Below are 20,780 nucleotides of genomic sequence, written 5' to 3' on the forward strand. Positions count from 1 at the left end.
GCGCCCAAGACCGTTCGGGGCGTGCCAGTGCGCGGCGTCCGCGATCACACGGACCTGCGGGCCCTCGCCGGGATCGGCGCCGGTGTCGCCTTCGTCGCGCTGATGCGGCCGAGCGACGCGGTGTGGCGGCGGTGGTGCTCGCGGAACAGGGAGCGCAGGACCACGGCGGCGATGGCCACGGAGACGGCCGAGACGGCGACGGCGGCCAGGAGCGCGGTCAGGACCACGCCGCCGGTGATCAGTGCCACCACGGCGCCGGTGTTGACGTTGACCGCGGGCACCCGTCCCCGGAGGAGCGCCGGGTCGGCCGGGGTGTGGAAGTGGGCGGGCGGCGGAGTCGGGTTGTCGGGGTACTTGGGCAGAAACACGGGCACCTCATCTACTCGTCTAGTCATGTGAGTCGTTGATGATGTCCACGCCGGAGCGCGTGCCGGACTCGATGGCGGGGGCCATGAAGGTGTCGGAGAGCCAGAATCCGAACAGGGCGATCAGCACGACGACCCAGGTCCGGACACCGAGGAACTTCACCGCGCCCCAGGCGAAGAGGCCGAGGACCAGGACGAGCGGCAGGCTGACGTTCACGGTGGGCGGGTCCTTTCAGCGGACGGGGCAGCGGTGGGTGCGGGCGGCCAGCTCGGCGGCGGCCCGGCTGTCGTAGTCGGCGGAGAAGCCGCAACGCGGGGCGGTGCAGGCGGCGGTGTGCTTCTCGCGGCCCCGGCCGTCGTACGAGGTGCCGACCTGCACGGGGCCGATACGGGCGACGGCGCGGAAGCGGCGGGCCATGGTCAGTCCCCCTGTCGCGCGCTGATGCTGGGGAACTCTCCCCGGACGAGGGCGGTTTCGTCGGGGTTCGTGGCCCGTTCGGCGGCTTCTTCGGCGAGGAGCCGGGCCAGCGTCGGATGGCCGGTGCGGGCCATCTCGCGGGCGGCGTCGAGGTAGTCGTTGAACGTGTCGAAGCAGAACAGGGGCATGGAGATCTCTTCTCAGGTGAGGCGGGTGGCGATGGCTTCGGCCATGGGCGCGGGGATGCCGAGGCGGGCCCGCAGTGTCGGGGTGTCGATGGGCGTACCGGTACGGGTGCGGTGCTCGGCGGCGACCTTCCGGGCGTGCTCGACGAGCGCGGCCGGGACGGGAACGGCGGGCCGTGCGGGTTCCGGTGCCGCGATCGGTTCGGCGGTCGGCAGGGCAGGGGGAGCCGGTTCGGCGCCGTCCTCCTGGTCGTCCTCGTCCTCGACGGCCGCAGGGTCGGCAGGGTCGGCAGGCTTGGTGTGTGCCAGCAGGGTTCCGCCGAGGAAGGCGACGGCGGGCCAGCCGGCCACGAGGATGCGAAGCCAGGCCGGGACGTCGTTCATGTCGAGGAGGCCCGCGGTCGCGACGTTCGCCCCGAGGGAGGCGGCCAGAGCGATCACGAACCAGCACCAGGCGGCTTTGACGGTGTGCCCGGACCGCAGCCGACGCCAGGCAGCGACGAGCAGCAGGTCGACGGAGACGGGATAGGCCCAGGCTTTCCATCCGTCCTGCCCGGCCGCCACGGCGATGTCGTGCAGGTGGGCGAAGGACAGCGCTGCGGCGATGGCCGCCTGCACGAGCACCGCGTCGACGCGGGCCAAGTGGGCGCGCATGGTGCGGCTCCTTCCGGGATTCAGGCATGGGAGGGGTAGGGACGCGGCGCGAAGCGGTCACGCCGACCGGGAAGAAGGGAGGAGCGTCAGCCGGTCACGGGACGCGGCTTGACCGCGGCCGACGGACCCGCCACCACCGGCGGTACGGGCACGAGCGGCCGGAAGGGCTTGAGCGCGGGCAGCTCGGGAGCCATGTGCGCGAACTCGCGGCAGAGCTCGGCGGCTTCGCCGAGAGACAGATACGGCGTCCGGATGCGGGACCAGCCGCCGGAGGTGTCGCCGGCCACGGCCAGGCCGGGCATCTCAGGGGCGATCGCGCAGGCGGCGGAGACCGCTTCGGGTGCGATGTCGCCGAGCGCCATCTTGGCGGACGCCTCGTCGTTGACCCGGTGGCAGACGCGGCCGGTCAGCTGGGCCCGGAGCATGGTGGCGCCCTTGCCCAGCTCGGCGCCGAACCGCTGCCCGCACACCTCCAGGTAGATCCCGGCCGCTCGGCCGAGCTGGGCGAGCCGGATCAGCTGGGTGACCATCTCGTCCCGCCGTTCCTCGTCCTTCCGCGTGGCGGTGAGGAAGAGTTCGGCCACCTCGTCCACGAACAGCACCACCGGCACCGGCCGTTCACTGTCGGGCAGTCCCCAGACGTCAGAGGTGATCTCCTCGTCCAGGGTGCCGGGCGCGATGCCCTGCCGGGCCTTGATCAGGTCGTAGCGGTCCTCCATCTCCTTGATGAGAACGGGCAGCAGGTCGGCCGCCTCGTCCGGGTCGGTGGCCAGCGCCGACAGTCTCGGCGCGAACGGCGCCAGCTCCACCCCGCGCTTGCAGTCGATACCGACCAGGGCGACCGGCTGAGCGGCGAGCCCGGTGATCAGGTGCCGCAGGTACATGGACTTGCCCGACAGCGTCGCGCCGAGCGTCAGTTGGTGCGGGATGGCGCGGTAGTCGCGTACGAACGGCGTCGCGTCCTCCCTCAGTGCCACCGGCACCTTCAGGAGGGAGCCTTTCGCCTTGCGCGGCATCTTCACCCTCCGCAGTACGTCGAAGCCGACGAGCCGCAGTTCGACCACGCCCGGCTTGACCGTCGAGACGTACACGGCGTGGACGCCCCAGGCGTGCCGCAGCCGTTCGGCCGAGGCCGCCACGTCCGCCGGTTCCTGCCCCGGGGCCAGCCGCAGCCGGAGCCGCATCCCGGTCGAGGTCGGCCGGATGATGCCCCGGCGGGGCGGAACGGGCCGCACCTCCCGCCGGGTCGTCGCCTTGACCGCCCAGAGCCGGAGCCGGGACGGCGCCACGGTCAGCCCGCACGCCTCCATGACCGAGCCGTACGAGGACAGCAGCCGGGCCGTCGAGACCGGCAGGCCGACCGCGGACCAGTAGACGCCGGGGTGACGGGCCCGGGTATAGGCGGCCCCGCCGCCGAGCGCGGCGAGGGGACCACCCACCTCCAGAAGGGTCGTGAGGTCCGTCATCAGGCGGAGGCCCCCACGACGGCCGGGAACACGGCCGGGGTGACGGCGGCGGACCGGTAGGCGATGCCGTGCCGCTGCTGGCCGTTGAACACCGACTCCCAGGGCCGGGCCACCAGCCCCGGCAGCGAGACCGGCGCCCCGAGGGCCAGCCCTTCGCTCACCCCGCTCTCCGGAATCGTGACCTTGATCAGCGAGGACTCGCCGCCCTCGATGTAGACGACGCCGATCGTCATCAGCGTCTCGCCGCTCACGGCGTCCTTGGCAACCTCGCCGGTCTGCCGGTCGCGGACCTTGGGCTCAGGAGCCTCGGTCAGCAGGATCGTCGCGGCCGAGGTCTCCACACGGATGGTACGCAAGACACACTCCCCATCTACTCGTCTATACAAGATGCAGCCTTCGGACCCGATTGGTCGGGAACGGAGATCACCTTGCCACACAACTTGCCCACTCGTCTATACGAGTATGCCTGCTGGTGCGTACGAGTCCGAAAAGCTGGCTCGCCCTCACCAGCCCTCAGTTCGCGGGGAGTTGGTACGACAGCACGTAGGCGTCGGCCGCCATGACGGTGTCGCAGACTTCCACCGCACGGCCCTTCGTGTCGTACGCCGTGCGGACGAGGTGGATGACCGGGACACCCGAGGCCAGGCGGAGCGTCTTGACCTCGGTCGGCGAGGGCATCCGGGCGCGGACCTCCTCCTCGAAGTGGTCGAGGCGGTGGCCCAGCTCCTCGAGCCGGGCGTAGATGCCGCCGGGCCCCGGGTTGGGCTGGGCGATGGGGGTGCCGCGGGCGATGTCGAGCGGAAGGTACGAGGTAGCGGTCTCCATGGGCCGGCCGTCGAGCAGGTACCGGCGACGGCGGGCCAGCACGCGGCGCACGGAGCCCAGCCGGGCCGAGATGTCCTGCGTGGCCGCCTCTTCCTTGACCTCCAGGCTGTCCACCTCGTACTTGCTGCCCACGGTGTCCGCCTCCACGATGAACGCGGACTTGCCCTGCTCGCGGTGGCGCCGGGCGAAGCGGTCAGAGGCGAGGCGCCGGACGGGAGGCCGCGGGCGGACGAAGACGCCGCGCCCGTGCTCGGAGTGCACCAGGCCCTCGCCCTGGAGAATGGACAAGGAGTTGCGAACGGTCATCCGGGAGACGCCGAAGTGCTCGACGAGCTCCGCCTCGGAGGGCAGCTTCTCGCTCTCCTTGATGCGCCCCTTCTCGATGGCTTCCCGCAACTGGTCGGCGATCTGCCGGAACACGGCGCGATCACTCGTCGGGTCCACCGCACCCAGCAGGCCGGACGGAAGAGAGGTCACCTGTACTCCTTGAGATATCTAGACGAGTGGCCGAGTTCTGTTGCTACGGTGGAGAGCCTAGCCATCCGCAGAAGGCCGAGGAACGTGACTGTTGAGCGCCCGCACTCCGTGAGCGTTGCCGGAGTGATCGTCGACGACCGGGGCCGAGCCCTGCTGATCAAGCGTCGCGACAACGGGCACTGGGAACCGCCGGGCGGAGTCCTCGAACGCGACGAGACCATCCCGGAAGCCCTCCAGCGCGAAGTCCTCGAAGAGACCGGAATCAAGATCGCGCTTCCCGCGACCCTGACCGGCGTCTACAAGAACATGACGGGCCTGATCGTCTCCCTGGTCTTCCGCTGCGAAGCCGCCGACGGCACCCCCTCCACCGGGGAGGAGACCCGCGCACTGCGTTGGGCAACCCGGGAAGAAATCATCGAACTCACCGACGAGGCATACGCGATCCGCGTCACGGACGCATTGGACGCGATGTCCCCGCCGGCCATACGCGCTCACGACGGCGTGAAACTCGTATAGCCCGATCCCGCTGCACAGGCGGCCTACCAGCACGAAGGAACTTGTATGCACGAGTATACGAGCACCGCCCGGGTCTGGGGACTGACTTGCCCAGGATTTCCGGAAGAGGTCAGCCGGGCCCGCCGCTGGACGCGGGACATCCTCAGAGGCTCCCCGCACGCCGAGGACGCCGAGCTGATCGTGAGCGAGCTCAGCGCGAACGCCGTCCTGCACACCGCCAGCGGACTCCCGCACGGATGCTTCCACCTCGCACTCGCCGTCTCCGCGCAGGTCGTAGCCCTCTCCGTCACCGACGCCGGAAGCGCGAGCACCACCCCGAAGATCCGCCCCCTCGACCAGCACGCCGAACACGGACGGGGACTCGGCATGGTCAGCGCACTCGCCCACCGCCTCGTCATCCACGACAGCCGCCAGGGCCGCACCGTCACCGCGGAACTCTTCGCCGGCCACCGACCAGGGGACCGCCCATGCTGACCCAGAACCCGAGCGAGCCATTAACCCCGCAGGGCCGCCGCATGAGCTACCAGTGCTGGGCCGCCGCCTACACCCACCAGGGCACCCCCATCCCTCTCGGCACCCATGCCGCCGGCAGTCCCCGTCTCGCCCTGCGCTGGCTCCAGCAGAGAACCGAGCACATCACGGACCAGCTCGACCCGCCCCACGCACAGCCCGGCCGCCACTGGCTCGCCGACGAGGCCGAACACGAACGAGCCCTCGGCCACCTCGCAGCCGGAACCGCATACCAACTCACCCTGCACGACGAGGACACCCGCTACATCCTCGTAGCCAGCCCGGCCGGGACCCCACGATGAACGAACCCGCCCGCGGCTACTGGTGCGAATGCTGGACCCAGCAACTCGCCGACGAGGACCAGCCGACCCGCCTCACAGCAATCGACGCCTACACCCCCGCCCAGGCCGTCCGCTGGATCGCGGTAGCGCTCCGCACCATCACATCCGCGCTCGAACCGGCGGCATCGGCCGAAGCCTGGGACTGGCTCTACGAAGGCCGCCACCACACGGCCAAGGCACTACGACAGTCAGAGCCCTGCCACATCTCCATCACCACCGCCGGCACCCGCATCACCTGGACAGCCCGACCCGTCCTCTTCCTACCCGTCGCCCACCACCGGGGCAGCAACTCCCCAGCCTGCACAAAGCAGTTCCGACCCCGCACCGCAGACTGAGTTACAACCTTCTTCACGGGTTCAAGGCGGCTCGCTCCGCTCACCGCGCGCGGCCCGGCCCCCGGCCGGACCTGCGCTCCTGCCTTCGTCCCGCTCCAGCCCGGCCGACGCCCGTGCCGCGCGCACAGCGATCAGCCTCCTGAGGCCAGAGAAGGGGGTACGTCGTGGCTGGGGGCTCCACGGCTTTACCCACCTCCCCGGTCCGGGTCCCGCGTCGAGCAAGACCAGGGGGCCACTCGTGCTAATTGCGGTCAGGCCCAAAGCCTGCCCGAGTTGCCAACCAGCGTACGGCCCCCTGGCCATGCTCGACCCCAGACCGGGCAGGCCACCGGCCAAACCCGCTCCGCCTCGGTGAGCTCGCCAGCACGGCCAACTTCGCTAGATCACTACCGCAGTTGGCGACCCAAATGAGAACATCATCACCATGGAGCAGAAGGACTTCGCGGTCACAGACCTCACCCTTGACAGGCAGAACCCACGGCACGACGTGCCTACACCAACGACGCGCGAGGCCATTTCAGCGCTCCTTGCGACAGATCCCGAGAAATGGGTGAACTTAGCCCAAGACATCGCCTCCAAAGGACTGAACCCGACTGAGCTGACCATCATCGTGAAAGAAGAAGGCGACATGGTGGTCATTGAAGGAAATCGCAGAATTTCGGCACTCAAGGCATTGTTAGATTCGACCCTAGTAGATGATCCCGAGATCCGGCAGCAGATAGCAATTATCGCTCGCCGAAATCGAACCACAATCCCTCGTACGGTGCGCTGCATTGTTTCACCTAGTAGAGACGCAGCACGCCATTGGATCGCACTTCGACACACTGGGGAGAATGGCGGCGTAGGCGTTGTCAGATGGAATCATGAACAGGTAACCCGGTACGCGAAGAAGAAAAACCCGTCCGAAAGGGCACTGCGCTTTATCCATCAGGTCAACCTCTGGTATGCCAACGATCGGGAACTTCTTACAGACGTCGAGAAGGTTCGATCTACTCGCCTTACTACGCTAGCCCGAATACTCAGCGACTCCAAGGTTCGAAACGCTCTGGGAATCGAATTCACCGAGAAGGGCATTCTCACCGATTACGAACCGGAAGCTATGCATAGTTCAGTTCGTAAGCTTTTCTCTGATCTGGCATCTCACCTTTCGGTATCACACGTCAAGAACAGAGATCAACGCCGCGAGTACGTCGCTGGAATAAAGAACTACCTTCCTCAGAATTCCGATCGTCTCACACAGCCTCGCCTAATTCCAGGTCCTGACGCTACACCGCCCGCTGCCAGTCCTGTTATTCCACCCGCTCAGACGGCCACACCGCAGACAAAGCCTCCTGCTGCCGGGCGCTCGAATCAAGACAAGCGTGTCTTCCAGAATGTTGTTCTGCGGAACGTTAGCCGGCGAACCGCAAAAGTACTCAACGAAGCCAAGAAAGTCACCATTACAGAGTCGCCGAACGTAGCAGCGATCATGATTCGCGCAGTGATCGACATTACCGTCACTGAGCTCGCCGAGAAGCAAGGATGGCGAAGAAAGCAAGACCGGCTGCGCGACCGCATCCGCTTGGCACTACTACACATAGACCCCAATAGCAGCGATCGGGATCTAGATGAGGCTCGCCGAATGTCCCAGAATGATGGGGCCCTCTCTGTTAAGAATCTTCACGCTTTCATGCATCAATGGGACGTCGAACCTATGATCATCGACATCACTAAGCTAAGCGCAGTTTACACACCGATGCTCATGAAGCTTGATGCTTCCTTGGGGGAGGAGCCCAAGCGATGAGATACATCAGCCCTCTGCGCTATCCGGGTGGGAAAGCTCGTCTAGCGGGTTATATTGGTCAACTCATTCGCGCTCAGGAACCCCAACCGAAACACTACGCAGAACCTTTCTGCGGCGGAGCTGGCGCTGCATTGAAGCTCCTCGTAGACGGCACCGTGGAGCGCATCCACTTGAATGACGCAGACCCTGGGATCGCCGCCTTCTGGCGTTGCGTCTTTGGAAAGAGCAATGAGCTTGCGTCAATGATCCGTAGCGCTGAGGTGACCGTCGAGGCATGGCGGAGGAACTCAGCTATATACGCGAGCCCCATCGGAAAGAACGACTTGGAACTCGGCTTCGCGACGTTTTTCCTCAACAGATGTAACCGATCTGGCATCTTGCGCGCCCGACCGATTGGCGGTTTCGAGCAGACAGGAAAATGGAAGATCGATGCCCGCTTTAATCGTGAAGCTCTAGCAGAACGCATAGAGTTCCTGGGACGTTACGGTGAGAGTGTTTCTCTATCACAGCAGGATGGTAGGGACCACATTCGCAGCCTCGCTGGGTTAGGGCAGGACGTTATTGCCTACGTGGACCCGCCCTATCTAGTGCAGGGTGATCGTCTGTACATGGACTCCCTAAGTTCCGGAGACCATACCGAGCTAGCCACCATGCTGGGCGAAACGCCGATCAAGTGGTTCCTTACCTACGATGCCGAGGCCCGAATCACGGAAGAGCTCTATGCGAGGCATCGTTGCATGCAATTCGAAATCTCTCACAGTGCCCAAGTGCGGCATCAAGGCGTCGAGTACGCTGTCTTCAGCGACTCTCTCACCGTGCCGGAATTTGATGGAGTCATTGGGACAGGTGATTATCTGTGGCTAACCAACTAAGGAGGCTAGCGTGAGCCTTGTTCATTTCCCTGAGTATCGCGCGTACGAGCAAGCGCGAATTCGCGCCAGTGACGCAATCATGGCACTGTTGGCCGGCTCGCGACTTGCCGAAAATACTCTTCAGTTAACCGCGGGCAGTACACGTCTATTGCCTGAGATCTTCCCGGCCGTGCCTCACATCAGGCGCATGAATCTGTCTACCGCGAACGCGCAATCGCTCCTAGCCGAGGCAGAGACGCACCTTAGCGCGATGGCAGTTCCGTATGCCCTCGCAATCCACGAAGATTTTGTGCACACCTGCTTCGACCTACTTATTAGAGCGGGGCAAATGACTCAAGCAGAGGCCGATACTACGAAGGCGTACTCCATGCATGCTACTTTCGAAAGAAAGGTAGGGCAGAGCCTTCCTCGGGATTCCATACAGCAATTTCATCTGATTCGCCAGATGAGGAACGCAGTTATCCATGCTGGAGGGATGCCCGAGACGCGCCTCATACAAGCAGCTGGTAGCCTCAGCCAGAGCGCCCAAGATCAGTGGATTAAGGTAACTGGAGAACATCCACAGACGCGCATCACCCCAGGGGTGCCTGTGACCTTCTCACACGGCGAGTTGATTCTCGCGCTCGCTGTCACGAAGCGGATATCCCAGGAAATGAATTACCTACTCAGGGATAGATTGAAACGCGAAGTGTGGGCAGATATAAGCCTGGAGGATTTCGAGTCCCAACACGCGACACTCAAACACATTTCCCAGAAGACGCGAAAGCTGCCGGGATTTCTGAATACTTACTACAGTCCACTCAATTTGACCAGCGGCGAGTTGAACTCTGCAATACAGAGGGCAGGCTGGTAAAGAATGAAAAGAGGACGCTCTACCGGTTAAGCTACAAGCCGGGACTCGAACCCGGACCTCCCTCTTCTGTGGATGCCAACGGTCACGAGCCGTAGTGGGCTTCTTCAGCCTCGCACCCCATAACAGGAGTACCGTATCAGCCTCTTGAGGGCAGCTGACAGACGATTAGGTCACGTGTGACGCACGCCACGCGGTTGACCAGGGAGCATTTGCTAGCCCGGGGGCACGTTGCGACGAGCTACGGGCGGAGCGGGCGGACATGCCGAGTACGTGGCGCTCCACCAAACGGCCCCTACGGATCAGAAGGCTGCTGACATCCACTGCTGACATCAACGACGCCGGACGGGGACGTACACCAGCATCTCTGTCCGGCCGTCGCACCAGTTGACGACAGCAGCTGGAGCGGGATCGGATCGAACTCCTAAAGCGGGTGTCGCAGGTTCGAATCCTGCCTGGGGCACAACGCATGATGCCGCTGACCTGGGGTTCTCTTCCCAGGGAGGCGCTCTGTTCGGCCTCGGACTCCTCGTCCGGGGCCGTTTTGCGTGAGCGACCGGTACTGCTCGGCCTGTAGCGGGTCCGTATGCGCAGGTCTGGACGTCGGGCCCCTTTCCGGTTCAGGCCAGACCGAACTTCTCGGCGTGCACCTGTCGCGCGGGGACCCGCAGGTCTCGTAGGCCGGCGAGCACGGCCCTGGTCATGGCGGGCGGGCCGCAGACGTACACGTCGCGTTCGGTGACGTCGGGGACCAGCCTGTGCAGGCTGTCCGAGCCGAACAGCGGGGCGCCGCCCTCGCCGGTTCTGCCGGTGAGCAGGTGCAGCCGTCCGCCCCGTAGCGCGACCAGGTGGCGCACCTCGTTCAGCAGCACCGCGTCGGCCTCGCTGCGCACCCGGTACAGCACGACGACGTCGCCGGTCGCCTCCTCCTCCAGCATGGCCCGCACGGGCGTGATCCCCACACCCCCGGCGATCAGCAGGGTGCCGGGCAGGGTCCGGTGCAGCGAGGTGAACGCCCCGTACGGTCCCTCGACGAAGGCGCGGCTGCCGACCGGGACGTTCCGCAGGCCGGCACTGGTGCTGCCCGCCGCCTTCGCCGTGAGACGCAGCCCTTGTCCGCCCGGCGCCGCCGACAGGGAGAAGGGGTTGGCCAGCCACCAGTGGTTGTGTCCGGGGAACCGCCAGATGCAGAACTGCCCCGCCCTGGCCGGGAGTTTGTCGAGGTGTCGGCCGGTGACGTACACAGAGACCACGTTGTCCGACTCCGGTACCACGGCCGCGACACGGAACCGGTGGTAGACGTTGCGCCACAGCGGCATGGCGACACGCCCGGTCAGCAGGGCGCCGAAGGCGAACAGCCACAGAATCCACCAGTAGGCCGTGGCGAACGCGGAGGACGTGAACGTCGTGGTCTCCTGCAACTGGTGGACGAACGACAGGCCCAGGGCCACGTAGAGCAGCAGGTGCAGACCGTGCCAGACCTCGTACCGCAGTCGCCGCCGCAGGGGCCGGGTGGAGATCACGGCGATCATGACGATGACGGCCGCGGCGAGCATGCCCAGCAGGGAGGCCGGCACCCCGCTCAGTGCGACGAACGTCTTCCCCATGGACGCGTCGTCGAGGTTCGCGTAGCCGAGCACCACCAGCGTGGCGTGGGTGAGGACGGTCCACAGCAGCAAGAAGCCGACCCAGCGATGCCACACCGTGAGCCGGTCCATCCCGATGCGGCGGTCCAGCCAGGGCAGCCGGGCCACCAGCAGCAGTTGGAACAGCATCAGCAGGGCTGCGTGCAGTCCGAAGAACTTGGCGACCGTGAGCACCCCGTTCTTGCCCGAACCGGCGCTGAGGAACAGCGTCTCGACGATCACTGCATTGACGACGACGAAAGTCCACATCGCCCAGCGCGCCGCGTCCACCGGAAGCACGGTGCCTCTGCGCACCGTGTTACTCGCCATCGCCATGCTTTGCTCACATCCCCCCGTGGCCGCTGCACTCGCGGCCCGTGTGCACTACCCCATGAAGATCGAGTAATTCGTCCGGATACACACCCCGATCGGATAAGCATACGGAGCATGGGCCCGATCCGTTCACGCCAGAACCGTCGATTCCAATCACCGTTCGGCGTTCAGTGCGCTCTGCGGCCAAGGTTCCGCGATGGCTCACGTCGCCGGGTCGTACAGCGCTCACCGATGTGGCCGGCGCCGCGCACATCCCACCGGCGTCCTCAAGGTAGCGGCCCCCTTCCCGGTGGAGATCGACCTCGGCCAGATCTGACCCACGCGCCGCTCAGCAGCCGGCAGCGCGTGAGCGGACGGGCGGAGTGTCCGTCTCCTGCGTGAGAAAGTGTGCGAATGCTTCCTGGCAGCGGGAGTTGAGGAAGAAGCCCACGCGCCGGGCCTTGTGGTCGACCGTGACGGGGCCGAGCGGCATGTCCCGGCGCACGAGTTGGTCGTAGGTCTCCAGACCCGTGCGCTGGTCCGTGTTTCTGCACCGTCCACATCCTGGGATCGGCACGGCTTCGAACCGTCCATCGAACGACGCAAGGACTACGCTGCCGTGTAGACGTCCCAGACCCCGGCGGCATGCTGTTGCTGAACACAAGATGGCTGCGGGGTGCGGACTCTTCGTCTGTCACCCGGCGCATCCCTGGAGAGAACTGGGTGGGGCCTCTGTCCTGCTACGCAGGCTGTCGGACCGGCCGTTGCCCTGCCTCCGCCGAAAACACGCCCCTGCCGGGAGCGCGCCCAGGGGGCCGGAACTCCGGCCCACCGTGCCCGCTGCCGGATGGTCCTCCGAACCGAGGCGTCATGTCCCTCCCACAGCTCACCGTCTACCGCCATGACCGAAGGAAACGCGCGCTGATCACCCTGGTCGGTGAGATCGATCTGGAATCCGCGCCGTTGGTGCGCGTGTCCCTGGAGCGGTGCCTGCGGGACGGTATCCGCACCATCGACGTCGACCTCGCCCCCGTCACCTTCTGCGACTGCAGCGGACTCAACGCATTCCTCCGCGCCGCGCAGCAGACCACCGCGGCCAGTGGGGTCCTGCGACTGCACCATCCGCCGACGACGCTGGCTCGGATTCTCGACCTCGCCGGCTGCGGCTTCCTTCTCCTCGGCCTTCCATACGGCCACCTGCCACCTCCTCTCGGGGGCACCCCGGCCGCGCCCCTTCCAGCCCCGCCGCACGGGCCTGTCCCGCTTGCGCCTGCTCTCTGGGGAGATGTTCGATGACGGCCGAACCAGGGCGGGGACAGTCACGGAAGCCGGGGGACGGCGGGCCCTCGGCCATGGCTCCGGTGCGGTTGCGTCGGCTGAACCGTTGGCTGGTGGAGGGCCTGCGTGAGGATCTGGCGGATCTCTAGGCGCCTCAGTGCTCGGCGTAGCTCCCGCTGCATCGGTTCCGGGAGCGTCCGGTCCTTCGTCGAGGCGACCAGAGCCGCAGCCACGTCACGGAGCTTGATGTTGCAGTGCTGCGACACGTCCACGAGCAGGTCCCAGGCCCTCTCGCTGGAACACGGGGCCAGGGCCATCACCATGCCGCATGCCTGGTCGATCACCGCACGGCTCGCCAGTGCCCGACCCAACTGCTGGTTCCTGGCGCGTAGTTCCACGACCTCGACCAGCAAAGCGACGTCCCCCGCTGGATGCTCGGTTCTCAACAGCCGCTGTTCTTCACGGGGCGGGGTCACCTGGTGCATCGTGCGTACCTCACAGGGCAGTCGTCCCGTCCGTAGGTGGTCAGCGGCGCGCCAGTTGCCGTTCCCCGGCCGCACCGGGCTCGTAGGGCAGTCCGTAGTGCTTGAAGATCGCCTCCTCCTGCTCGGCGGGCAGGATGTCGTCGGTGCCGATCGAAGGGGCCTGCTTCACCAGCGTTCTGGCATAGCCGACCTTGAGGTAGTCGGGCCCAGCGATCGCGTTCTCAATGGGGACGAAGACCAGGCGGTGTCGGGTGGGCAGTCCGGTCCGTACCGTGGCCATGGCCGGCTCGTCGGTGGTGGTGTCCACATACACCGCCTCCAGGACACCGATCTTGTGCGACTCGGTGTCGACGACATCGCGATTGCGCCATTCTCGGACGTCGGCTGCGTGAATCATGGCCTCTCCCTACCTGGACGACTGGCTTGCGTGTCGTGAGTCGTGCCCCTGGTTCTCCGCGTGAAATCGCCGCAGCGCACGCTGCATCCGCACGGGAGCGGCTTGCCCTCCCAGGCTGCGACCAGGGCCGCGGCAACCTCTGGAAGTCCGGCGTCGCACTGCTTGTGCGCTGCATGGGCATGCACCTCTTGACGATCTCGACGTCCGGCCTGGCTGGAGCCGGAGCCCGTGGCTGCCGGTCCACTCCACGGGTCACCTGCGGTGTTCGTGGTCCCGACGGTCCTCGCGCCGCCAGCGCGCCCGGTTCTGACGGCTGTAGCGGCGGTCCCAGCGTTCCCGACGATCCCGGCGCTCCTGGTAGTCCCGGTAGTCCCGGTAGTCCCCGAGATCGGAACTGCCGCTACGGCTCCGGCCTCCGACACGATCGCGGCCGTGGCGGGTGACGCCGTAGACCAGCACCGCCGCGGCCACCCACCAGATGGGATTGAGGAAGCCGAAGCCGAACAGAACCACGATGAGGATGAGGAGCAGGACGAACACGGCGGGCCTCCCCGGAAGCGGTACACAGCATCGATACCGGGGACTGGGGCCTCACCCAACAGCGTAGTCCTGCCCAACGGTTGCGGATACCGTGCGACGTAAGCGCGTCCTGCCCGGCACGAATGGCCGCTTGACACCTGTCGGGGAACTACTGCAAGGGCTAGCGTGCGAGATGCCGCCCCTGCCCCCGGCAGCGTCGCACCGCCAGCGCGCTCCCCACGGGGCGCACCCTGCGAATCGTGCCGGAACCCGCCGTGTCACGAGCGAGGCCGTTCCCGCACGCGCCCATCGTCACGATCCCGGCGCACCCGATGCGCCCCGACCGGGCACCGATCTGCGGCCCGCCGCGTCGCACGAATCCCACAACGGGCGGTACACATGTACGCGCTGATCGTTCCCGCTTCAACCCCCTTCGTCCTCCTCGCCACCGTGCTGGGCCTGTCCTGGTGGGAGGACCACATCCTGCCGACGCCGCCGACCGGTCCGGTCGAAGCCCTCGCCGAGGCTCCGTTCACCCCAGCGGCTCCAGCCCTGCTCCAAGAACTCGTCAGTGTCGATGCTGCGTTGACAAGGGAGGATGCCAGGCGTTGACTGGTAACGCGGCGTAGGGCTATGCCACTCCGGATCACTCGGGCGCAGCATTCCACCTTCCCGCTTCGCCCGGACCCCGCGGAATCAAGGAAATCCCGCGATCTGGAGGCCCTGCAATGTTCTGGATTCTTCTCCTTCTGCTGATCCTGGTGGTCTTCGGGTTCGGCTTCACGATGCAGATCCTGTGGTGGGTCGCGGCCGTCCTGCTGGTCGTCTGGATCGTCGGCTTCGCCATGCGCGGGCGCAGCGGCGGCCACCGCCGGTACAGCCGCGGCCCCAGGTAATCCGCTCCATGCCCGATCTCACCCCGCGCGAATGACGGCCTCTGCGGCGATCACGCACGGAGCCCCTCCGGCCGAGGGTGCCTCACCGACCGGGTGCCGGTCCCGGAGACAGGCTCAGAACAAGCCCTTGTAGCTCTGCCAGCCGGTGGCGATCTTCACGCGCGAGGCGAAGGACCCGTTGCCGTAACCGGCCTGCCGGAAGAGTTTCCCACTGGTGTCCCGCGCGATCAGGTCGGCCTTTCCGTCTCCGGTGATGTCCCCGACCCCGACGACCGCGTTGTACGAGGCTCCCCAGCCGGTGGCGATCTTCACGCGCGCGGCGAAGGTCCCGTTGCCCTTCCCGAAGTACCGGTACAGGTTGTTCGACTTGTCCTGCGCGACGAGATCACCGATCCCGTCACCGTTCAGATCCCCGGCCCCGACGACCTTCTTGTACGTCTTCCAGTTGTCGGCGAGTCTCACGCGTGTGCCGAGCTTGCCGCCGCTCGCGCCCTTGTACAGGTACACCGCGCCCGTGGAAGCCTTGCGGGTGATCAGGTCGGGGCGGCCGTCCTTGGTGATGTCACCGGGGGAGGTGAGGACGTCGTACTGGTTCCAGCCGGTGCCCAGGGTCGTGTACGACGTCGTCGGCTTCAGCGCCGCCCCGCAGGCCGGCTTGTACAACCGCAGGGTGCCGCTGCCCAGCCGGACCAGGACGTCGTTGCAGCGGTCCCCGCTCAGATCACCGACGGGCACAGGACGGACGCCGGCCGCCCAGCCGCTGCCGCTGACCTTTCCGGAGAACGTGCCCTTGCCCGTGCCCTGCTGGAACGTCAGTGCACCGGAGGAGTTGAGGGTGAGCAGGTCACCGATGCCGTCCCGCCCCGAGTGGTCCCGCAGCACCGGCGCCGCGAGGGAACCGGCGGTGAGGATGTGGATGCGCTCCTCGGCGTCCACGAAAACCACCCGGTTCCCGTACGGGTCGAGGGTCCAGCGGATCCGGCGGTCCGAGGTCGTGCCCTCGGGCCAGAGGCTGGACGCGGCGGGCAGGTCGGCCACGTCGGCGCTGACCGCCCGCCCGGAGCGGACGTCGGTACGCACCAGCTTGCCGCGGGCGTTGTCGTGGCGAACCAGGAACCCGTCGGCCAGCAGCGCGTCGCCCTTCGGCACGGCCACGGACCTCCCGCGGGAGCGGTCGAACACTCCGGCCTTCCCCTGAGCGGCGCACGCCCAGTACACGAAGCGGCCGTTGACCTGCAGCTCGCTGGGAACGCACGCCGATCCGACGTTGACGTCGACCGCCGGAACGGTCGATCCGAGGCGGCTCATCGACAGGTGCCCAGCGGTGGGCGTCGTGGTCCACAGTTGCCGGTCCCACAGGGCGGCGGCGTCCGCCGTGCGCGTCGACACGACTTTGGACTGCGTCCAGTCGACAACGAACTGCTTCCTGCTCGTGCCGCCGGACAGCAGCGTGTACCGCCCCTGCGCGGCCTCCACTTCGCCGTAGAAACCGGGCACCGTCAGTGTCTGGACCTCACCCGTGGGCGTACGGCGGTGGATCCACTGGCTGGAATCGAGGTCGGAGTAGACGACGGACCCGTCCCCCGCCCCGACCAGGCGGACGCAGGCGTACTGGATCTGACAGGGCTTCACCCATCCGCCGGCCTGCCGGACGGGTCCCACCCGGGGGGCCGCGTCGGCGGACACCGTGCGCGTGTTGAACATGACGTCGTGGGCCGGGGAGGAGGTCTGGTCGGTCCAGGCCAGGGTGCCGTTGGCCAGCGACAGTCCGTCGACGGGCGCGGGCACCGGTGGCAGGTCCATCAGCTCTGCGGCGACGATCTGCCCGTCCGGTGCCTCGGCGAGCCGGTGCACGCCCCAGTCCGCCTTGCCGGGACCGCCTACAGCGATGGCCGACCCGTCCGCCGACTCATCGATCCAGCCACTCATCTGCGGGAGCAGCGTGCGCCACTCCCCGGCGTCGGTCAGGGGTCTGGTGAGCACGGCGCGAGTCTCTTCGCCGTACGTGGCCACCACGACGTCGTCGCCGATGACCGTGAACTCGGTCTTTCCCTCGGTGCCGGGGCCCGGAACCGCGGTCACCGGTCCGTCGAGCGCGTCACGGCGCAGCAGCCGCGCGCCGCTCCCCGGGTACCACCAGCCGACATAGTCCTCGCTCAGGAAGGGCAACCGGGCCGCCCCCGCCTTGTAGCGGTCGAGCACCTTGGACCAGGATCCGTCGCGGACGTCGACGAGTACGAGTTGGTCGAGGAATACCGCGGGATCCTCCGTGGGCACGCGGTAGCGCATGAGCAGCGACCGGTCGTCACCCTCGCTGATCGCGAGAAGCTTCGCGTCGGCGGGCCAGCCGGTCAGCATCGTGTCGTCGGTGCCGCCCTCGGCCGCCGCCCTCAGCAGGTGCACTTCGCGCACGTTGGCCAAGTTGCCGCGATAGGCGACGACGACGCCCTCGCCCGCCGTACCGGCGTAGGCCAGTCCGGTCGGGACGGTCACCGTGCCCCTGTCCGCGCCGGAGCCGATCGCACGGAACCGGACGACGCGTCGCCCTTCGGCGTCGGTCGACAGGGTGAACGTGGTGTCCGACTGTGCGAGCGCATTGGGCTGCTGGGTGCCGGCGAACTCGGTCACGTCCCTGGTCCGGCCGGTCGCGTAGTCGGTCCAGCGCAAGCCGCCGGCGCCTTCGGGGCTCGATAGCACCCCAGTGTCACCGAAGCCGCGGAACACCGGGTTGCGCGTGGCGGTCCGGTCCGCGGCGGGCAGGACGATCTCGTCCTCGCCGACGGCCGGTGCCGTCCCCGCCGGCACTGCGCCAAGGGTGCCTGCGGCGAGGGCAACGGCCATGGCCGCCCTCGCTCGGCCGAGCAGACGACGTCGTACGACCTTGCGATCCTTCACGGCCCCCCGGCCCCTCACTGGGTCCGCACGACTGTGTCCCCCGACAGCCCTGCATGACCTGTGCATGTCTTGTGTCGACGGAGCGTACCAGCGCCCGGTGTCCGCAAGCGCGCCCGCGCGGTTGTCCCGCGCGGGCACCACGCCCGAAAGCCTTCGTACGACGGGAGATCGCATACGCCGGCCTGCCGGGCTTGAGCCCGCCGGGGCGAACTGCCCGGCGGACAGCACCCGTTCGCGGACTCGTCAGCGTCCGCGGCCGTGCCCGAGAGCCTTCGGGGCCGCGTCCGCGAAACGACCGCACCGGCGGCCGGAAGGCGCGGCAGCCGGCCCGGCGGGAGGAGCGATACGGGCCGCACGCCGTCCTGTCGTGGCCCGGGGCCCGGACCCGGGGTCGAAGTGAGCCGGCGGGGGACAGTACGTTGCGCGTGATCAGCTCCTCACGGCGTGCCACGATCATGGCCGTACGCGGAACAGACACCAGGGCCGCACGGTCGCGGGGAGCTCTTCGAGGCTGTCGACCAGGAGACCACCCATGCTGACCCACGAGCCCGGCGAGCCATTAGCCGCGGCCGGCCACCACTCCGCCTACCAGTGCTGGGCCGCCGCTTATCCTTACGAGACGACGCCCGTCTCCCTCGGCATCCATGCCGCCAGGAACCCCCGCCTCGCGCTCCGTTGGCTTCAGCACCGGGCCCAGGAGATCATCGACCAGCTCGACCCGCCGCACGCCCGGCCAGGGCTCCACTGGCTCACCGACGAGGCCGAGCACGAACGAGTCCTCTCCTACCTCGCCGCGGGCACGGCCTATCAGCTCACTCTGTACGACGAGAACACCCACTACGTCCTCGTGGCCAGCCCTCCCGCGCCGCCCCCGTGAGCGCGACGGCGACAGGACACCGCCCCCTTCGGTCAGGTCGAAGGGGGCGGTGCCGGTGGCCCGGTCGCGTCGGGGGCAGGCGCGGCCGGGCCCGTACGGGGCCGCGGGTCAGCCGCGGGCGGCGGTCTGCTCGGCGAGTTGCCGCCGGACGTCGGCCATGTCCACGGCGCGGATCTTGGCGATGATGTCCTCGAGTGCCGCTTCGGGCAGGGCGCCGGGCTGCGCGTACAGGACGACCTTGTCGCGGATGGCCATGAGGGTGGGGATCGACGAGATCTGGAAGCTCGCGGCGAGTTCCCGCTCCGCCTCGGTGTCGACCTTGGCGAAGACGATGTCCGGGTGACGCTCGGAGACCCGCTCGAAGACGGGGGCGAACATGCGGCACGGTCCGCACCACGCGGCCCAGAAGTCGACCAGCACGATGCCCGCGCCGGTGACGGTCTCCTCGAAGTTGTCCTTGGTCATTTCCATGGTCGCCATGACGTCCTGCTCCTCTCCACATACCCCTTGGGGTATTCAGCTCAACCGTGGCGGCTGCCTTCTTGTTCCGGCCGGACCGGTGTGTGTGACACGTCCCACGGTGCGGGACCGACGGCGACGCCAAGGACTCTGGCTACGGCTACCGCTACGGCGGTGCGGACCACGGCCGCAGGGCCGACGGCGACGCCGCTCGGCTAGGCGACGCCGCTCGGCTAGGCCTGCTGGACGAGCACGAAGGCGCCCATGACCACCACGAACCAGCCGAACCCCTTGCGCAGCACGTCCTGCGGGATGCGGCCGGCCACCCGGCCCCCGACCAGGCTGCCGACGACGGCGGCGGCGGTGACGATCCCCGCCAGGCCCCAGTCGATCTGGACGCTGGACATGTAGCCGGCCAGACCCGCGAAGGACTTCAGGGAGATCACCAGGAGGGAGGTGCCGACGGCGACGCTCATGGGAAGTCCGCCGAGCAGGGCGAGTGCCGGTACGACGAGGAAGCCGCCGCCCGCGCCGACGAGTCCGGTGACCAGGCCCACCACGATGCCCTCGACCAGGACGTGGAGGACCGGGAGCTCCTGGTGGACCTTCTTGTCGGGGTTCTCCTTGCGTCCGCGGATCATGGCCACCGCGGTCGCCAGCATCATGACGCCGAAGGCGGTGAGCAGCACGGTCCCGGGGATGAACTCGGCGACCCGGCCGCCCCCGTAGGCGCCGATCATGCCGGCGACACCGAACAGCAGGCCGGTGCGCCAGCGGACCCGGCCGGCCCGGGCGTGCGACACCACGCCGGCCGCGCTGGTGACACCGACGACGAACAGCGAGGTCGCGATGGCCTGCTTGGTCTCCACGCCGGCCAGGTAGACCAGGATCGGCACGGTGAGGATGGAGCCACCGCCGCCCAGGATGCCGAGGCTGACTCCGATGAGCAGGGAGGCGAGAACGACGACGGCGATCACGAACAACACTCCTCGAAGGCGTGACGGGGAACGACGCCGCACGAGAAGGGGACGCGGGACGTGTGGCACCCGCAGGGAGTGCGTGCGCCGATGAACCGGAGGCCGTTGCCGTCCGGGGCGATCTCTCCGGGGTCGTCCGGCACGGGCCCGGACGCTGAGCGGGAGTCGGGGGTCACAGGGACATCTCCTTCGTGGCCGGCGGACCTGGCCCGGGGACGGGCGCGGGGCAGGCGGGTGGCAGGCGGGTGGCAGGCGGGTGGCAGGCGCGGCGGACAGAGGGTGGGCACAGGGCAGACGCGGACCCCGGACCCCGGACCCCGGGCCCGTGGGGTCGTGATGGGTCCCGGGTTTCCGGCGGCGGCCGGTGTGGCCGCCGCCGGGTGACGCGGAACCGTTCGGGCCGTGCGGGGCGGTGCCGGTGGTGCCGGGTCACGGTTGCCGGGTGTGCCGGTCAGGCGTTGGC

At 67.7% G+C, this 20,780-nt stretch carries 24 protein-coding genes and 2 pseudogenes; 11 read left to right on the forward strand and 15 right to left on the reverse strand.

All coding sequences use genetic code 11. The features are described from left to right. Positions 1–125: 125 nt before the first annotated feature. The 8 genes and pseudogenes from GUY61_RS15895 to GUY61_RS15930 form a co-directional block, all read right to left on the reverse strand. Positions 126–368 (reverse strand): annotated as a pseudogene (locus GUY61_RS15895) (SpdD protein); the annotation flags it as partial. Between the two features lie 19 nt (positions 369–387). After that, positions 388–582: a hypothetical protein gene (locus GUY61_RS15900; protein ID WP_166630820.1), complete on the reverse strand. Its 195-nt coding sequence runs from the start codon at positions 580–582 to the stop codon at positions 388–390. A 15-nt stretch (positions 583–597) separates the two neighbouring features. Then, a complete protein-coding gene (locus GUY61_RS15905; RefSeq protein ID WP_166630842.1) occupies positions 598–789 on the reverse strand; it encodes a mobile element transfer protein in 192 nt (63 codons plus the stop codon). Further along, on the reverse strand, positions 786–971 hold the full coding sequence (locus tag GUY61_RS15910) for a hypothetical protein (RefSeq protein ID WP_166630821.1): 186 nt from the start codon (positions 969–971) through the stop codon (positions 786–788). Before GUY61_RS15910 ends, GUY61_RS15905 begins: the two co-directional genes overlap by 4 nt. A 12-nt stretch (positions 972–983) precedes the next feature. Then, positions 984–1,622 carry a DUF2637 domain-containing protein gene (locus tag GUY61_RS15915; RefSeq protein ID WP_166630822.1) on the reverse strand — a complete coding sequence of 213 codons (639 nt, stop codon included), beginning with the start codon at positions 1,620–1,622 and terminating at the stop codon, positions 984–986. Positions 1,623–1,708: 86 nt separating this feature from the next. Continuing rightward, positions 1,709–3,088 (reverse strand): FtsK/SpoIIIE domain-containing protein, encoded by a 1,380-nt coding sequence (locus GUY61_RS15920; protein ID WP_166630823.1) that lies wholly within the window; start codon positions 3,086–3,088, stop codon positions 1,709–1,711. Continuing rightward, positions 3,088–3,444: a hypothetical protein gene (locus GUY61_RS15925; RefSeq protein WP_166630824.1), complete on the reverse strand. Its 357-nt coding sequence runs from the start codon at positions 3,442–3,444 to the stop codon at positions 3,088–3,090. The genes GUY61_RS15920 and GUY61_RS15925 overlap by 1 nt, the downstream gene beginning before the upstream one ends. A 157-nt stretch (positions 3,445–3,601) precedes the next feature. Continuing rightward, positions 3,602–4,390, reverse strand: a complete 789-nt coding sequence (locus GUY61_RS15930; protein WP_166630825.1) for a GntR family transcriptional regulator — start codon at positions 4,388–4,390, stop codon at positions 3,602–3,604. 108 nt (positions 4,391–4,498) lie between these two features. Between GUY61_RS15930 and GUY61_RS15935 the strand changes: the two genes are divergently transcribed. From GUY61_RS15935 to GUY61_RS15965, 7 genes are all read left to right on the forward strand, one after another. Next, positions 4,499–4,906, forward strand: a complete 408-nt coding sequence (locus GUY61_RS15935) for an NUDIX hydrolase (protein ID WP_166630843.1) — start codon at positions 4,499–4,501, stop codon at positions 4,904–4,906. A gap of 45 nt (positions 4,907–4,951) precedes the next feature. After that, complete coding sequence (locus GUY61_RS15940; protein WP_166630826.1) at positions 4,952–5,380, forward strand: ATP-binding protein; 429 nt, start codon at positions 4,952–4,954, stop codon at positions 5,378–5,380. After that, the gene (locus GUY61_RS15945) at positions 5,374–5,718 is read left to right on the forward strand and encodes a hypothetical protein (protein ID WP_166630827.1); all 345 of its coding nucleotides are present in this window, start codon (positions 5,374–5,376) and stop codon (positions 5,716–5,718) included. Before GUY61_RS15940 ends, GUY61_RS15945 begins: the two co-directional genes overlap by 7 nt. Continuing rightward, positions 5,715–6,092, forward strand: coding sequence for a hypothetical protein (locus tag GUY61_RS15950; protein ID WP_166630828.1), 378 nt, complete (start codon positions 5,715–5,717; stop codon positions 6,090–6,092). The genes GUY61_RS15945 and GUY61_RS15950 overlap by 4 nt, the downstream gene beginning before the upstream one ends. A 424-nt stretch (positions 6,093–6,516) precedes the next feature. Continuing rightward, positions 6,517–7,875, forward strand: coding sequence for a hypothetical protein (locus GUY61_RS15955; protein WP_166630829.1), 1,359 nt, complete (start codon positions 6,517–6,519; stop codon positions 7,873–7,875). Beyond that, entirely contained in the window at positions 7,872–8,747 is an 876-nt protein-coding gene (locus GUY61_RS15960; protein WP_166630830.1) for a DNA adenine methylase, read from the forward strand. Before GUY61_RS15955 ends, GUY61_RS15960 begins: the two co-directional genes overlap by 4 nt. Before the next feature lie 10 nt (positions 8,748–8,757). Further along, entirely contained in the window at positions 8,758–9,600 is an 843-nt protein-coding gene (locus tag GUY61_RS15965; RefSeq protein ID WP_166630831.1) for a hypothetical protein, read from the forward strand. Between the two features lie 617 nt (positions 9,601–10,217). Here the strand turns inward: GUY61_RS15965 and GUY61_RS15970 are convergent. Next, positions 10,218–11,552: a ferric reductase-like transmembrane domain-containing protein gene (locus tag GUY61_RS15970; protein ID WP_208106055.1), complete on the reverse strand. Its 1,335-nt coding sequence runs from the start codon at positions 11,550–11,552 to the stop codon at positions 10,218–10,220. Positions 11,553–12,404: 852 nt separating this feature from the next. On the opposite strand from GUY61_RS15970, the gene GUY61_RS15975 reads away from it, so the two are divergent. After that, positions 12,405–12,830, forward strand: coding sequence for an STAS domain-containing protein (locus GUY61_RS15975; RefSeq protein WP_166630832.1), 426 nt, complete (start codon positions 12,405–12,407; stop codon positions 12,828–12,830). A 23-nt stretch (positions 12,831–12,853) separates the two neighbouring features. Here GUY61_RS15975 and GUY61_RS15980 read toward each other — a convergent pair whose 3' ends face one another. The 3 genes from GUY61_RS15980 to GUY61_RS15990 form a co-directional block, all read right to left on the reverse strand. Further along, complete coding sequence (locus tag GUY61_RS15980; RefSeq protein ID WP_166630833.1) at positions 12,854–13,297, reverse strand: ANTAR domain-containing protein; 444 nt, start codon at positions 13,295–13,297, stop codon at positions 12,854–12,856. Between the two features lie 40 nt (positions 13,298–13,337). Further along, a complete protein-coding gene (locus GUY61_RS15985; protein WP_166630834.1) occupies positions 13,338–13,694 on the reverse strand; it encodes a PRC-barrel domain-containing protein in 357 nt (118 codons plus the stop codon). A gap of 252 nt (positions 13,695–13,946) precedes the next feature. Further along, positions 13,947–14,234 (reverse strand): hypothetical protein, encoded by a 288-nt coding sequence (locus GUY61_RS15990; RefSeq protein ID WP_166630835.1) that lies wholly within the window; start codon positions 14,232–14,234, stop codon positions 13,947–13,949. 378 nt (positions 14,235–14,612) lie between these two features. On the opposite strand from GUY61_RS15990, the gene GUY61_RS15995 reads away from it, so the two are divergent. Both GUY61_RS15995 and GUY61_RS16000 read left to right on the forward strand, forming a co-directional pair. Continuing rightward, positions 14,613–14,825, forward strand: a complete 213-nt coding sequence (locus GUY61_RS15995; protein WP_166630836.1) for a hypothetical protein — start codon at positions 14,613–14,615, stop codon at positions 14,823–14,825. Between the two features lie 116 nt (positions 14,826–14,941). Beyond that, positions 14,942–15,109 (forward strand): hydrophobic protein, encoded by a 168-nt coding sequence (locus GUY61_RS16000; RefSeq protein ID WP_166630837.1) that lies wholly within the window; start codon positions 14,942–14,944, stop codon positions 15,107–15,109. A 114-nt stretch (positions 15,110–15,223) separates the two neighbouring features. Here GUY61_RS16000 and GUY61_RS41545 read toward each other — a convergent pair whose 3' ends face one another. Further along, a complete protein-coding gene (locus GUY61_RS41545; protein ID WP_166630838.1) occupies positions 15,224–18,004 on the reverse strand; it encodes a VCBS repeat-containing protein in 2,781 nt (926 codons plus the stop codon). Between the two features lie 532 nt (positions 18,005–18,536). Between GUY61_RS41545 and GUY61_RS16010 the strand changes: the two genes are divergently transcribed. After that, on the forward strand, positions 18,537–18,881 hold the full coding sequence (locus GUY61_RS16010) for a hypothetical protein (protein ID WP_166630839.1): 345 nt from the start codon (positions 18,537–18,539) through the stop codon (positions 18,879–18,881). 108 nt (positions 18,882–18,989) lie between these two features. On the opposite strand, the gene trxA is transcribed toward GUY61_RS16010, so the two are convergent. Continuing rightward, positions 18,990–19,361, reverse strand: a complete 372-nt coding sequence (gene trxA / locus GUY61_RS16015) for a thioredoxin (RefSeq protein WP_166630840.1) — start codon at positions 19,359–19,361, stop codon at positions 18,990–18,992. A gap of 218 nt (positions 19,362–19,579) precedes the next feature. Further along, positions 19,580–20,317, reverse strand: a pseudogene (locus tag GUY61_RS16020) (sulfite exporter TauE/SafE family protein); the annotation flags it as partial. Positions 20,318–20,780: the final 463 nt, after the last annotated feature.

The organism is Streptomyces sp. GC420 (genome assembly GCF_009916105.1).
Classification (GTDB): Bacteria; Actinomycetota; Actinomycetes; order Streptomycetales; family Streptomycetaceae; genus Streptomyces.

Bases quoted from the DNA above. Each gene is read 5' to 3' on its own strand.
- GUY61_RS15910 (WP_166630821.1), bottom strand. From the start codon at position 971: ATGCCCCTGTTCTGCTTCGACACGTTCAACGACTACCTCGACGCCGCC.
- GUY61_RS15915 (WP_166630822.1), bottom strand. From the start codon at position 1,622: ATGCGCGCCCACTTGGCCCGCGTCGACGCGGTGCTCGTGCAGGCGGCC.
- GUY61_RS15920 (WP_166630823.1), bottom strand. From the start codon at position 3,088: ATGACGGACCTCACGACCCTTCTGGAGGTGGGTGGTCCCCTCGCCGCG.
- GUY61_RS15940 (WP_166630826.1), top strand. From the start codon at position 4,952: ATGCACGAGTATACGAGCACCGCCCGGGTCTGGGGACTGACTTGCCCA.
- GUY61_RS15945 (WP_166630827.1), top strand. From the start codon at position 5,374: ATGCTGACCCAGAACCCGAGCGAGCCATTAACCCCGCAGGGCCGCCGC.
- GUY61_RS15950 (WP_166630828.1), top strand. From the start codon at position 5,715: ATGAACGAACCCGCCCGCGGCTACTGGTGCGAATGCTGGACCCAGCAA.
- GUY61_RS15955 (WP_166630829.1), top strand. From the start codon at position 6,517: ATGGAGCAGAAGGACTTCGCGGTCACAGACCTCACCCTTGACAGGCAG.
- GUY61_RS15960 (WP_166630830.1), top strand. From the start codon at position 7,872: ATGAGATACATCAGCCCTCTGCGCTATCCGGGTGGGAAAGCTCGTCTA.
- GUY61_RS15970 (WP_208106055.1), bottom strand. From the start codon at position 11,552: ATGGCGAGTAACACGGTGCGCAGAGGCACCGTGCTTCCGGTGGACGCG.
- GUY61_RS15975 (WP_166630832.1), top strand. From the start codon at position 12,405: ATGTCCCTCCCACAGCTCACCGTCTACCGCCATGACCGAAGGAAACGC.
- GUY61_RS15980 (WP_166630833.1), bottom strand. From the start codon at position 13,297: ATGCACCAGGTGACCCCGCCCCGTGAAGAACAGCGGCTGTTGAGAACC.
- GUY61_RS15985 (WP_166630834.1), bottom strand. From the start codon at position 13,694: ATGATTCACGCAGCCGACGTCCGAGAATGGCGCAATCGCGATGTCGTC.
- GUY61_RS15995 (WP_166630836.1), top strand. From the start codon at position 14,613: ATGTACGCGCTGATCGTTCCCGCTTCAACCCCCTTCGTCCTCCTCGCC.
- GUY61_RS16000 (WP_166630837.1), top strand. From the start codon at position 14,942: ATGTTCTGGATTCTTCTCCTTCTGCTGATCCTGGTGGTCTTCGGGTTC.
- GUY61_RS16010 (WP_166630839.1), top strand. From the start codon at position 18,537: ATGCTGACCCACGAGCCCGGCGAGCCATTAGCCGCGGCCGGCCACCAC.
- trxA (WP_166630840.1), bottom strand. From the start codon at position 19,361: ATGGCGACCATGGAAATGACCAAGGACAACTTCGAGGAGACCGTCACC.